The sequence below is a fragment of the Pseudomonas entomophila genome (assembly GCF_013523125.1).
Lineage (GTDB): Bacteria > Pseudomonadota > Gammaproteobacteria > Pseudomonadales > Pseudomonadaceae > Aquipseudomonas > Aquipseudomonas entomophila_B.
The window spans coordinates 1-12,794 of sequence record NZ_JAAMQJ010000046.1 but is presented as its reverse complement, the minus strand read 5'-3'; the positions used below and the strand labels follow the sequence as shown (position 1 = coordinate 12,794).

The 12,794-nt window shown below is 65.9% G+C and carries 11 protein-coding genes; 5 read left to right on the top strand and 6 right to left on the bottom strand.

Annotated features, from left to right (window positions below):
- Positions 1-16: 16 nt before the first annotated feature.
- Positions 17-1,573, top strand: a complete 1,557-nt coding sequence (locus G7007_RS19065) for a diguanylate cyclase (RefSeq protein ID WP_181104266.1) — start codon at positions 17-19, stop codon at positions 1,571-1,573.
- Positions 1,574-1,576: 3 nt separating this feature from the next.
- Here G7007_RS19065 and G7007_RS19060 read toward each other — a convergent pair whose 3' ends face one another.
- Positions 1,577-2,287: an MgtC/SapB family protein gene (locus G7007_RS19060; protein ID WP_181104264.1), complete on the bottom strand. Its 711-nt coding sequence runs from the start codon at positions 2,285-2,287 to the stop codon at positions 1,577-1,579.
- A 396-nt stretch (positions 2,288-2,683) separates the two neighbouring features.
- Here G7007_RS19060 and G7007_RS19055 point away from each other — a divergent pair, with 396 nt between their 5' ends.
- Positions 2,684-3,202 carry a beta-carotene hydroxylase gene (locus G7007_RS19055; protein WP_181104262.1) on the top strand — a complete coding sequence of 173 codons (519 nt, stop codon included), beginning with the start codon at positions 2,684-2,686 and terminating at the stop codon, positions 3,200-3,202.
- Here G7007_RS19055 and G7007_RS19050 read toward each other — a convergent pair.
- On the bottom strand, positions 3,199-3,789 hold the full coding sequence (locus G7007_RS19050) for a glutathione S-transferase family protein (RefSeq protein WP_181104261.1): 591 nt from the start codon (positions 3,787-3,789) through the stop codon (positions 3,199-3,201). The two genes, G7007_RS19055 and G7007_RS19050, sit on opposite strands and share 4 nt — an antisense overlap.
- Before the next feature lie 270 nt (positions 3,790-4,059).
- Here G7007_RS19050 and G7007_RS19045 point away from each other — a divergent pair, with 270 nt between their 5' ends.
- Entirely contained in the window at positions 4,060-4,986 is a 927-nt protein-coding gene (locus G7007_RS19045; protein ID WP_181104259.1) for an AEC family transporter, read from the top strand.
- Between the two features lie 104 nt (positions 4,987-5,090).
- A complete protein-coding gene (locus G7007_RS19040; RefSeq protein ID WP_181104257.1) occupies positions 5,091-6,098 on the top strand; it encodes an NAD(P)H-quinone oxidoreductase in 1,008 nt (335 codons plus the stop codon).
- A gap of 239 nt (positions 6,099-6,337) precedes the next feature.
- On the opposite strand, the gene G7007_RS19035 is transcribed toward G7007_RS19040, so the two are convergent.
- From G7007_RS19035 to G7007_RS19020, 4 genes are all read right to left on the bottom strand, one after another.
- Positions 6,338-7,684, bottom strand: a complete 1,347-nt coding sequence (locus G7007_RS19035) for a J domain-containing protein (protein ID WP_181104255.1) — start codon at positions 7,682-7,684, stop codon at positions 6,338-6,340.
- 118 nt (positions 7,685-7,802) lie between these two features.
- Positions 7,803-8,510: a methyl-accepting chemotaxis protein gene (locus G7007_RS22565; RefSeq protein ID WP_375139507.1), complete on the bottom strand. Its 708-nt coding sequence runs from the start codon at positions 8,508-8,510 to the stop codon at positions 7,803-7,805.
- Positions 8,511-9,919: 1,409 nt separating this feature from the next.
- Positions 9,920-10,735: an amino acid ABC transporter permease gene (locus G7007_RS19025; RefSeq protein ID WP_181104252.1), complete on the bottom strand. Its 816-nt coding sequence runs from the start codon at positions 10,733-10,735 to the stop codon at positions 9,920-9,922.
- A complete protein-coding gene (locus G7007_RS19020; protein WP_181104250.1) occupies positions 10,732-11,553 on the bottom strand; it encodes an ABC transporter substrate-binding protein in 822 nt (273 codons plus the stop codon). Before G7007_RS19020 ends, G7007_RS19025 begins: the two co-directional genes overlap by 4 nt.
- Before the next feature lie 118 nt (positions 11,554-11,671).
- Between G7007_RS19020 and G7007_RS19015 the strand changes: the two genes are divergently transcribed.
- On the top strand, positions 11,672-12,556 hold the full coding sequence (locus G7007_RS19015; RefSeq protein ID WP_181104302.1) for a homocysteine S-methyltransferase family protein: 885 nt from the start codon (positions 11,672-11,674) through the stop codon (positions 12,554-12,556).
- Positions 12,557-12,794: the final 238 nt, after the last annotated feature.

Genomic DNA, 12,794 nt, shown 5'->3' with positions numbered 1-12,794 from the left:
CTCCTCAAGGTTGATCATGACGACTCGTCGCCGATCGGATGCACCTGACGACATCGACACGCGGCTGTCCGACCCGGCGCGGTCGGCCGCCTTGTTTCGCCTGACGCTGAGTTTCATGGCCGTGGTCCTGCTCACCTTCGTGGCGGTCGAGGGCTGGCGGATCTGGCGTGATTACCGCCACGCCTTCGAAAGCGCCGAAGTGACCGTGTCCAACCTGGCGCGCGCCACGGCACAGCATGCCGACGATGCGATCCGCCAGGTGGATGTGGTCACGGCGGCCCTGGCCGAGCGCATCGAAGGCGATGGGCTGGACAAGCTCGACCGCAAACGTCTGCATTCCGCGCTCTACCAGCAGTCGCGCATCATGCCGCAGCTGCACGGCCTGTTCGTGTACGACGCCCAGGGCCGCTGGGTGGTGACGGACAAGGACGTCATCCCCCAGGACGCCAACAATGCCGACCGTGCCTACTTCAGCTACCACCGCAATCACCGCGACCGCAGCGTGCAGATCGGCTCGGTGGTCAGGAGCCGCTCCACGGGCGACCTCATCATTCCCATTTCCCGCCGCCTGGAGTACGCCGACGGACACTTCGCCGGGGTGATCCTCGGCACCATCAAGGTCGACTGGTTCGTGCGCTACTACGGCGCTTTCGAAATCGACGAGCGCGGGGCGCTGGTGCTGGCCAAGCGCGACGGGACCATTCTGGTGCGCCGGCCCTTCATTGCCGGGCAGGTCGGGCGCAGCCTGGTCGACAGCGAAATCTTCCGCAATCATCTGCCCTATGCCGACGAAGGGGTCACCGAGGCCCAGGCCGTGGTCGACGGCACCTGGCGGCTCTACGCCTACAAGGCGCTGAGCAGTTATCCGCTGTTGGTGGAGGCCGGTCTGTCGCGAGATACGATCATGGCCCCCTGGCGGCACGACGTGATCAAGACGGCCATCGTGCTGCTGTTGCTGGTGTTCGGGTTGTCGGCCTTCGGGTGGGTGGTGCTGCGTCAGCTGCGTGAACGCCTGGTGCTCGAGAATGCCCTGCAGCAAGCCAACAAAGCGTTGGAAAACCTGGCGCTGTCCGATGGCTTGACCGGGCTCGGCAATCGGCGGCAGCTCGACAATGAGCTGGCCCACGAGGTCAAGCGCGCCCAACGTCAGGGCTATCCCATCGCAGCGGTCATGCTCGACCTCGATTACTTCAAGCTCTACAACGACCACTATGGGCATCAGGCCGGTGACGCCTGCCTGCGACGGGTGGGCGACGTCCTGCGTGCGGCATTGAAGCGGCCAGCCGACCTGGCGGTGCGCTATGGCGGGGAGGAGTTCACGTTGTTGCTGCCCGACACCGACCAGGCCGGTGCCGAATCGATCGTCAACGAAATCCTGCAGGCGGTGCGTGACCTCGATCTGGCCCATGCACCCAGCCCGCTGGGGCGGGTGACGCTCAGCGCAGGCATTGCCATCGCGACGCCAGGGCATGCGCTGCTGTCGCCAGAAGCCCTGACCGGCGCTGCCGACCAGGCGCTCTATCAGGCCAAACGCCAAGGCCGCGACCGCTACTGGATCGCGGACGGTTCGTGACGCTCAGTCACGCCCGGTCGACGTGCGCAATTGCCATTTCACGGCGCTGACGCCCGGCTCCAGGCCGATGCGGCTCACCAGCGACTCGAGCTGCGTCGGTGCCAGGGTGCTGCCGACGATCTCGGCACGCACTTCGGTGCAGGCAGGGTCCGGCAGCGTCTGGCTATGCAAGGCCTGCAGACGCAGGCTCGGATCGCTCAGCCCTTGCAGCATCAGGCTGCGCACATGAATGTCTTCGCCCCGGCGGCACACCACGCGCAGGTCGAACCGTTGCTCTGCTTCAGTGGCCGCGAGCACATCCTGGCGATCCAGGCGCTGCGCCAGGTCGCGCAGCAGGATGTTGGCACACAGCACCATCAGGCTGCCCAACAGGGCTTCGATCAGCAGGTCCAGGCTGCACAGCACGCCGATGGCCGCTGTGCACCACAGGGTGGCGGCCGTGTTCAGGCCGCGCACGTTGAGGCCATCGCGCATGATCACGCCGCCGCCGAGAAAACCGATCCCCGACACCACATAGGCCGCGATGCGTGAAGCATCACTGGGCGCCATGCCCGGCACGGCCTGGGTGGTCAGCACGAACAGGCAGGCGCCGGTGCTGACCAGGGCATTGGTGCGCAGGCCGGTGAGGCGCTGACGCAGTTGACGTTCGGCGCCGATCAGCGCCCCCAGGACCAGGGCTGCGCCAACGCGCAGCAGAAAAAGCTTCCATTCCATGATGGACCTCACGTGCGGGCAGTCCCGCGCAGGCACCGTCGGCGACGGTGCGGTTCGTTGAAGGACGCGCGAGAGGTCGATCACCCTCGCTCTCCGGCAGGAGGTAGGGTGCTTACGAAAACATCGGCCAGGCCGGCCGACGGTACTGCCCTCTGTCACGGGAGGGGGCACGAAGAGGCTGGGCTAGCGTGTCGTCTGGACCTGTCGCACGCGACTGGGATAACTGTCCAATACAGGCTCCTGAGTGAATCGGTTCGAGGCGGCGCGGACGATAAAGGCAGGCATCGAAATCAGTCAAGCCGCCAAACATGACAAAGATTTACCGTGACCCGAGGGCCGCAGGTCGAACCGGCAATGCTACCCTTGGCGTTTTCGTCGCTCATTCCCGGACCCCTCATGCTGTTCAACCTTGCCGTGCTACTGGGCACCCTCGTGGCCATGGAGGGCGTCGGCACATTGGCCCACAAGTACGTCATGCACGGCTGGGGCTGGTGGCTGCACCGTTCGCATCACCGGCCTCAATTGGGCATGCTCGAACCCAACGACCTGTACCTGCTGGCGCTGGCCTTGATCGCCAGTGGCTTGATGCTGTTGAGCCGGTCAGGTCTCCCCGCGCTGCAATGGGTCGGGTTGGGCGTGGCCGGGTACGGCGTGCTCTACGTGGTCTTCCACGACGGGCTGTTCCATCGGCACTGGCCGCGACACCTGATGCCGTTCAACGGCTATGTGCGCCGGTTGCACCTGGCGCACCGACTGCACCACCGTGGCCAGGGGCAGGGCAAAGGGGTGTCGTTCGGCTTCTTCTACGCACCGCCCCTGGCGGTCTTGCGGCGTCAACTCAGGGCGCAGCGCCGCGCGGCGCATGCGGCACCCGAGCACCTACGGTCGGCGGACGCCGCCTTGCACGAGCGCTAGACCCTGAAAGGCCGCGTCTCCTGAAAGGACGGACGCTGGCCAAGTGCGGCACACAGCGCTGTCAACCTGGGCACGACCGGCACCCAGGGTGCCTCGCCAAAGCGAAACCGCACCGCCTCGAGCAGCACCACGGCGACGATCTGCAGCAGGTTTGGCATGCCGCCTTCGACCAAGGCCGGCGGCTGCGCCTCGAGCCGGCGCAGGGCCTCGGCCAACCCGTCACGTCGTCGCTGCCCTACGGGCGACGTGTCGAAATCTGCCCGTGAGCGACGACCGATGATGAGCGAGGCGAAGGCCTCCAGGGCCACGAACGCCATGGCGGTCTGGGCCGTCTCGGTGGCCGAGACGGGCGGTAGGGCACGCTCGGGATAGGTCGACTCCAGGTACTGCACGATCATCAGGCTGTGGCTGATGGCGACGCCCTTGTCGATGAGCACCGGCACCTTGCAGGCCGGGTTGGCCTCGCGCAGGGCGGGCGGTGGCGACCAAGGGTCGACCTGGATCGCTTCGTGCGCGAGCTGCTTTTCTTGCAGCAGGATCCGCACGATGCGCGCGAAAGGCGAGGTGGAGCTGATGAACAGTTGCATGAAGGCAGACCAGAATATTGAAGCGGGTCGCCATCATCCAGAGGCTGTCGGCGCGTGTAAACCGTTCGCTCGGCACCGTGCTGCCGTGCATACGCGTTCAGGCGTTGTGCGATGCCAGTGTTCGCGACGACAGTGCAGGGGTATCGTGAACGCTTTCCCGACACACGAGCGTTCCATGCCTGACGTGAGCCCGAGCCCCGACCTTTTCCTGCGCCATGCCCACCCACTGTCCTTGCAGCCGGCCCGACACGTACCTGGCGGGCCGGTTCGATGACCGGTGTGCTGATCCTGGCCCTGGTGCCGGTCGCTCTGCTGATCGCTCTGGGCGTCGCCTTGCGCCGCAGCGGCTGGATCGCTGAGACCTTCTGGCCCCAGGCCGAAAAGCTCGGCTACTACGTGTTGTTGCCGGCGCTGTTCGTCCACGGTTTGGCCACGGCGCGGCTGGACGAGGTGCCGGTCGGGCGCCTGATGGGCGTGCTGGTGGTCGCCACCACGCTGGTTGCGGCGGTGCTGTGGGCGGCGCGTCGGCGTCTGCCCTTCGACGATCCTGCCTTCACGTCGGTCTTCCAGGGCGGCGTGCGCTTCAACAACTATGTCGGTGTCTCGGCCGCTGCCGGCCTGTTCGGAGCGCACGGCATCGCCCTGGCGGCCGTGGCCAATGCCGCCATCGTGCCAACGGTGAACATCCTCTGCGTGCTGGTGTTCGCGCGCCATGGCGCCGGTGAGCAGGCCACCTGGCGTGGCGTGCTCAAGCAACTGCTGCTGAACCCGCTGTTGCTCGCCTGCGCCCTGGGCGGTGCGTTCCGGTTGTTCGAAGCGTCACTGCCGCCGGGTCTGGAGTCGGCGCTCAAGGCGCTGGGGCAGGCTTCCCTGCCGCTGGGCCTGCTGTGCATCGGCGCGGCATTGAACCTGTCCGCCGTCAGGCACTGGCTGGCGCCGATCGCCGTGTCGTCCGGCTTCAAGTTCCTGCTGATGCCCATGGTCACCGTCGCGCTCTGTCGGCTGTTCGGACTCCAAGGCGAGGCGGCGATGGCCGCGCTGGTGTTCCAGGCGCTGCCCACGGCGTCCTCGGCCTACATCATGGCGCGCCAGCTGGGCGGCGATGCACCGCTGATGGCCGGGATCATCGCCGGGCAGACACTGCTCGCCGCGCTGGCCCTGCCGGCGGTGATGGTGGTGGCGACCTACCTGCTGTAAGGCCGTGAACGGAGCCGGTCGTCGTCCTGGCGCCGCGGCCGGGCGGAACACCTCCCGTGCCTGGCCGGTCCATTGCACATCCTTTCACAGCCAGGAGACCCCTCATGTCCTACCCCGAGCGCATGCGCCGCATCGAGATCGATCACCCAGGCGGGCCGGAGGTGCTCACACTGGCCGAGGCCGACACGCCTGCGCCCCAGGCAAACGACGTGCTGATCCGCGTGCACGCCGCCGGCATCAATCGCCCGGACGTGCTGCAACGCGCCGGCGCTTACCCGATGAAGCCCGGCATGAGTCCGGTGCCGGGCCTGGAAGTGGCCGGCGACGTCGTCGCGGTCGGGCCGGATGCCAGGCGGTTCAAGGTCGGCGACAGGGTCTGCGCGCTGACCAATGGCGGCGGTTACGCCGAGTACTGCACGGTGGTCGAGACCCAGGTGCTGCCGGTGCCGGCAGGCGTGAGCATGATCGAGGCCGCGGCGATCCCGGAGACCTTCTTCACCGTCTGGGCCAACCTGTTCCAGCTGGGCCAGGCCCGCGCGGGTGAAACCGTGCTGGTGCATGGCGGCACCAGCGGCATCGGCACTACGGCGTTGATGCTCTGCGACGCGCTCGGGATCAAGGCGTTCGCCACGGCCGGCAGCGAGGCCAAGTGCGCGCGCATCCGCGCCCTGGGTGCCGAGGCCATCAACTACCACGACGTGGATTTCGCCGACGCCATCGCCACCGCGACCCAGGACAAGGGCGTGGATGCGATCCTCGACATCATGGGCGGCAGCTATTTCGAGCGTAACGTGGCCGCCTTGGCGCGGCGTGGCCGGCTGGTGATCATCGGCACCTTGGGCGGCGACACGATCGACGGCTTCAAGCTGATGAAGCTGCTCGACAAGCAGGCCCACGTGACCGGTTCGATGATGCGCTCACGCAGCGCCGAAGAGAAGGCGGCGATCGCCCAGAGCCTGGAAGCGCACGTCTGGCCGTTGCTGGCACAGGGACGCTGCCGGCCGATCATCGATCAGGTGTTCGCCCTGAGTGAGGCGAGCCAGGCCCATGCGCGCATGGAGGAGGGCTCGCACATCGGCAAGATCGTGCTGGACGTGATCGAGGACGGCTGAACGGCTGAGAGGAAGGTGTCGGACGCAACGGGGCGTGCCTGGCGGACCAGCTTCCAGTTCATGATCCACGCGTTGGCTACGGTTTGTGGGCCCTTCGGTCCCCTAGAATCAGCCACTGCGCGTATCAGGCCAACCTGCACTGGCAGCCGGATCCCTGGAAGCAGGCGCCCCTTGATGGCCTCGCCAAAGCCCATCGCCATTACACTGGGCATACCCCAATCACGAAGGACTCACGCCTCCTAGAATTCCTCTTTCGGCAAGTCGAACACCTGCACGTTGCCCCCTTTGGCCCGGCTCAAGGTCAAGGTCAGGGTGCTGTACTCGATACCGCGCTCGGTCTTCTTCTCGGTAAACGTCAGCGCCTGCGAGCGCGAGCGTTGGCCGTTGCGCAGGTCTTGGTAGCGCACATCGTACTGCCCCGGCTGCACGTTCTTCATGGTGAACGTACCGTGGGCCGGCACATAGATCTGGCGGGCCGTGCGCGGCGTGTCGCCGGCCAGCGACACCAGCTTGACCAGCATGTCCGCATCGTTGGCGACGTTGTCGATGGTGACCTGGCAGTACCCGGCCGTGCGTGTCTGCGCTTCACCTTTGAGGTAGCCCGCGCCTTGCGGCCAGGGCTGACCGTTCGGCGCACGCTGGGGCATGGTGTAGGCCGGTTGAGCCGGCAGGCTGAGGGACGGCTGAGGCGCGACGGCCGGCGCCTGGACCGAATACTGATCGCTGCCGTCAGGTACGGCCTTGGGCGTGTCGAACACCGTGGTGGCCAGCACGAAGCAGAGGGCAGCGATCCCCAGGCCCAAGGCCGCGGCATGAGCCGGAAACAGTGGATTGAGAATCCGCCAGCTGTTCTTCAGCGGCGCTGACGGGGCCGCAGGCTTCAAGGCGTCGAGAAAGGCCTTGAGCCGGATCCGCAGGTCATCGCGCTCATGCATCAAGCCTGTCTGACGGGACGTCGGGCGGATCTTGGCACAGAACTTCAAGGCGTCGCTGGCCACGGCGTAGGCGATGTCGTGCCGGCCCTGGGTCTGGAAGTAATTGGCCTGGTAGGCCAGCAGCCGGGTGTTGTCCAGCGCGGGCTGGTCGCCACCGAGCATGTTCTCGAACAAGGCCTGCAGCGAATACAACGGCCCCCACGGCACGGCCCACCACCCCAGCAGCCAGGTAGTGGCCGAGGCCTTGAGCGCCAGGCGCCGGGCACAGTCGCTGCAGAAGATGCCCGCGATCGGCTTGCGCATCGTCAGCAGCAGAAAGCTTCTGACCGAACGCAGCACCACCACGCGCGGCTGTGCCGAGACTTTGCCGCAACGCGAGCAGCGCACCGGCTCAGGTTTGGCCGAGCGTGGGGCCTTGGGTGGCGGCGACTGTTGGGCACGCGCATCGTAGGCGGCGCGGGCGACCGGGTCGGACAAGGTCGCGAAGGCGTCGTTGAGGGTCTGGAACTGCGGTGTGGTGTCCTGGCCGGGATTGCGGTCCGGGTGCAGGGCCATGGCCTGTCGGCGGTAAGCGGTCTTGATGTCTTGCGGTGTGGCACCCGGTTGCAACCCGAGCAGTTGGTAGTAACCCAGAGGGTCGTTGGCGCTCATTCACCATCCCATTACGCTGTGCGTCGACTGCCTATTCTACTGCAATGCGGCCAGGGCAGCGCGTACCGGCCGGCGCCTGGCCCGGTGCATGATCCCGGGCCAGGCGTCGGTCCTGGGCCTAGCGGACCTTGAACATCGCGACTTTTTCAGTCAGTCGATCGGCCAGTTCGGTCAATTCTTGACTGGCGCAAGCCACCTGCAAGGAACCGCTGGACGACTGCACCGTCGAGCCATGGATCCGATTGAGGTTCTGTGCCACGTCCTCGGCCACCGCACTTTGCTGCACGGCCGCGCTGGCGATCTGCGCATTCATCGCGTTCAGGGCACCGACTTCCTGGCTGATGCGCGCCAGGGCCTGCTGGGCATCACGGGTCTGGGTGACGGTCGAATCGGCCAGCTCGCAGCTGCTGCGCATGGTTCGGCTGGCAGTCGCAGTGCCGCTTTGCAGGGCGCTGATCATCTCGCGGATCTCTTCGGTCGACTGCTGCGTACGGTTGGCCAGCGAGCGCACCTCGTCGGCCACCACGGCGAACCCGCGACCGTGCTCACCCGCCCGTGCTGCCTCGATGGCCGCGTTCAAGGCCAGCAGGTTGGTCTGCGAAGCGATCGAGTTGATCACGTCGATCACCGTCTCGATCCGCTCGCCCTGGCGCGACACCTGTTCGACGGTTTCGGTGGTGTCGGCCAGGGTCGTGGCCAGTTGTTCGATGGCCGTGGTGGTCCCTACCACCAGGCGATTGCCCTGTTCGACTTCCTGGTCTGCCTGTCGCGTCGCTTCGGCGGCCTGGGCGGCGTAGCCGGAGACTTCGTTGACCGTGGCGGCCATCTGCGCGATGGCCGTGGCGACCTGCTCGGTCTCGCGGGTCTGCAGGCCGATCTGTTCGTTGTTGGCGCTGGAGGTCTGCGACAGCTGACCGGAGGAGCGATTGACCTCCTGGGCCGCCAGGCGGACCTGGGCGATGGTATCGGCCAACTGGTCCTGGGCGGTCTTGAGCACGCCCATGACACTGTTGGGGTAGCGCGTCGCGAGCGCCTGGCACAGATCGCCCGCCGCCAGCCGCTCGATGGCCTGACCGACCTCGGTCGGTTCGGCGCCCAGGGTCGCGCGGACGAAACGCATGATCACCATCGCCAGCAGGACGCTGAGGATCAAGGCCACGCCGGTTGCCCCGAGCATGAGGCCGCGGAACTGGCTGGCAGTGGAATGCACCTCGGCCAGTTGCTGCTTGATGGACGCCTCTTCATGGTCGATCAGCGCGTTCACCCGGTCGAGCCACTCGCTGTAGTCACCCGACGTCTCGCGCAGCAGCAAGGCCTGGGCACCGGCGATGTCGCCGGCGCGGCGCAGGTCGAGCACGGCCTTGGACGAGGCGAGGGTGCGTGCCTCGATCGCCTTGATGGCCTGTAGCAACTGCTGCTCCTGGGCCGACACGCCGCGCGCCGCGAACAGCTGGTCCATGGGCCCGGCGGATTCGGTGTAGGCGTTTTCCAGGGTGGTCATTTCATCCAGGTGGCGGGCCAGGTCGCGGTCGTTGTCGACCAGTACCGCATCGCGGATGGCGATGGCCCGGTTGTGCACGCTGCCACGGAAGTTGATCGCATAGCGCTGGATCTTGGCCGCGTTCTCGCTGACATGCTCCAGCGTCGTATCGATGAAACCGACCCGTTGGATGCCGACGGCGGTGACCAGGACGAGCAGCGAGACGATGGCGGCGAAGCCAAGGCCGATACGGGTGGCGAGGGGGAGTGATCTGTTCATGCCTGGAGAACCTGAAGGACGTGTGAAGGTGCCGGGCCGAGAAGTGGCATAAGGCCAGATAATGGCAAAGCGATAGTACGTAATGACCACATCGGGCGCGAATTGATCCTTCGCACTGTGACGATAGGGGGAGGCTATGTGGGAAGAGGGTCTGGGAGGTGCATGGAAAGACAGGCGTTGGATCTGAAAAGCGGCGGTTTGCCCTGGAGGCGTGTGCAGCAGGTTGAGCGGGGCGCTATCAAGTCAGGCTTGTTTGATACGAAGGCGTCGCTGTTTTCATGGCCCCTGCGGGCCTAATCGCGGCACTGGGGCCGCTCCCACACGAATCGCAGTGCTCTGCCTCATCGCGGTGTGTCTACGGGTGCGGGAGCGGGCTTGCCCGCGATTGGCTCCGCAGGGGCCACAGAGCCAACAACGCTTATCTCTCAGACGAACTTGCCTCGATACCACGCAAGCCTACCTGCGATGGCACCCGCTCAACGCTGATAAGCCCTACCGTAATACCGTTCCAACCGCGCCTGCAGCAGCTCCATGGCCATCGACAGCACCCAGTAGATCACCGCCGCCGTCGTCAGCATCTCCAGGTAGCGGTAGCTCGAGCGCCCGTAGGACTGGGCCAGGAACATGACCTCCCAGACCCCCATCACCGAGATCAGCGACGAATCCTTGAGCATCGAGATGAACTGGTTGGCGGTGGGCGGGATGATCACCCGCATGGCCTGGGGCAAGGTCACGTGGCAGAAGATCTGCGCCGGTCGCAGCCCCAGGGCCAGGGCAGCTTCACGTTGCCCCTGGGCCACGCCAAGGATGCCGGCACGGAAGATCTCGCTCAGGTAGGCGCCGTAATTGAGCGACAAGGCGAGGATCCCTGCACTGATCGCCCCCGGCACCACACCGATCTGCGGCAGCCCCAGGTAGATCAGCAGGATCTGGATCAGCAGCGGCGTGCCCCGAAAGAACGAGGTGTAGAAGCTGGCCACGCCCACCAGCACTGCACTGCGCGACAGCCGAGCCAGCGCCACCGCGAAGCCCAGCAACACCGACGCGGCGATCGAGCACAGGCACAGGAACACGGTCAGCGCCGCGCCTTGCAGGAACCCATTGGGCCCCAGGCGCAGGCCGGCCAGGTTGGGGAATTTCTCCAGGATGATCGAGAACTTCAGATCGAAGCTCAGGAAGAACATCACGAACACCGCGAACAGCGCCAGCCAGGTCAGGCACAGCCGCGCACGAAAACCGAACAGGCGTGCAAGGCGCGCGGCGGGCAGGGAGGAGGAGGGACGTGCACTCATTTGCTGATGTCGGCACCGATCCACTTCTGCGACAGCGTCGCCAGGGTACCATCGGCCTTGAGCGCGGCGAACACCTCGCGCAGCCTGGCGTCCCACTCGGGGTCACCTTTTTCGATGGCCACCGAGTTGGGCTCTTCGTACAACGGTGCGCCCGCGAGCTTGAAGCGCTTGTCCTGGTTCAGGCGCGGCTGCGCGGTCACCAGGTTGGTGAGCACGGCATCCAGCCGTACGCCGGCGCCCAGGCCCAGGTCCTGGAAGGCCACGTTGTCGGTGTCGTAGGGGGCGGCCTGCACCGTGTCGAAGGGATAGTCGAGCTGGGTGTCCTCGGCGCCTTCGATCACCAGGTTCTTGTTCAGGTAGCTTTCGTAGCTCGACGCGCTGGTCAGGCCGACCTTGCGGCCGTTCAGGTCCTTGGCCGAATGGATGCGATCGTCTTGGGCGTTGACCACGATCACCGCGGGCGACGCGTAGTACTGCACCGGGAAGTCGAAGACCTCGGCGCGTGCCTTGCTCGGCGTCATCGAGCAGATGCACACGTCGTAGCGCCCGCTCCAGCGGCCCGCCGCGATGACGTCCCACGACGGTGTTTCCAGGCGCAGCTTCACACCCAGTTTCTCGGCCACGGCCTTGGCCACGTCGACGTCGAAACCATCGAGCTGGTTCTGGTCGTTCAGAAACGAGAACGGCGGATAGCTTTCCATCAGGACGTTGACCATTTCCTTGCGCGACTCGACCCGGTCGAGGGTCGCGCTCGCATGGGCCTGCGAGGCGACGGCGAACAGAACGAGCCCGGTGCTGAGCCAGGAAGAAAGACGCATGTAACCACCTGAATATTTGGCTAAAAATGAATTTGGCTATTTAATAGTTATAAACGCACTGTACCTAGTGAATTTTATTCATAAGCACCTTCAGAGTAGTTATATGAAACAGCGAGCGATGGTCATTCTCGACGGTGGCATGGGCCGCGAACTGCAGCGTAGCGGTGCACCGTTTCGGCAACCCGAATGGTCGGCACTGGCCCTGACCGAAGCACCCGACGCCATAGTAGGCGTGCATGCGTCCTACATCGACGCCGGTGCACGGGTAATCACCAGCAACAGCTATGCCGTGGTGCCGTTTCACATCGGTGAGGCGCGCTTCGCCCAGGAAGGCCGCCAACTGGCGCAGACGGCCGGTCGCCTGGCGCGCACCGCCACCGATGCCAGCCCGCATGCGGTGCAGGTCGCCGGTTCGCTGCCGCCGTTGTTCGGCTCGTACCGCCCGGACCTGTTCCAACCGGCACGCGTAGCCGAGGTGGTGCTGCCCTTGGTCGAAGGCCTCGCGCCGTATGTCGACCTGTGGCTGATGGAAACCCAGAGCGCCGTCGAGGAAGTGCGCGCCATCCACAGCCACCTGCCCGAGGACGGCAAACCCCGCTGGGTCTCATTCACCCTCCAGGACGAAGACACCGACGACACTCCCCGCCTGCGTTCCGGCCAGCCGGTGGCTGAAGCGGTCGAGGCCGTGGCCGCGTTGGGTGTTCAGACGGTGCTGTTCAACTGCAGTCAGCCGGAAGTCATCGGCGGGGCGGTCGAGGCGGCCCGTGCGGTGATCGAGCGGTTGAACGCCGACATCGCCATCGGCGCCTACGCCAATGCCTTCCCGCCGCAGCCCAAGGAGGCGAAGGCGAACGATGGCCTGGATGAGCTGCGTGAAGACCTGGACCCACCGGGGTACCTCACCTGGGCCCAGGCCTGGCGTGCCCAGGGCGCCAGCGTGATCGGCGGGTGCTGCGGGATCGGGCCGGAGCATATTGCGCAGTTGAGCGAGGGGTTGCGCTAGGTTGCAGGGAGCAGGGTCGCCGTACGGGGATTTTCTGAGCGGTGAGCAGCGGGGTTGGCTGAGTGGCAGACACTCGTCGGTGTGTCCGGCGGGGCTGGATTTGTGGGCCCTGGCGGGCCCAATCGCGGCACAGGGACCGCTCCTACAGAAGACCGCGCCTGGCTGAATCACCGTGCTGGCACTACGGGTGAGCGGCCCCTGCGCCGCGATTGGGCCCGCAGGGCCCACAATCCAGCGC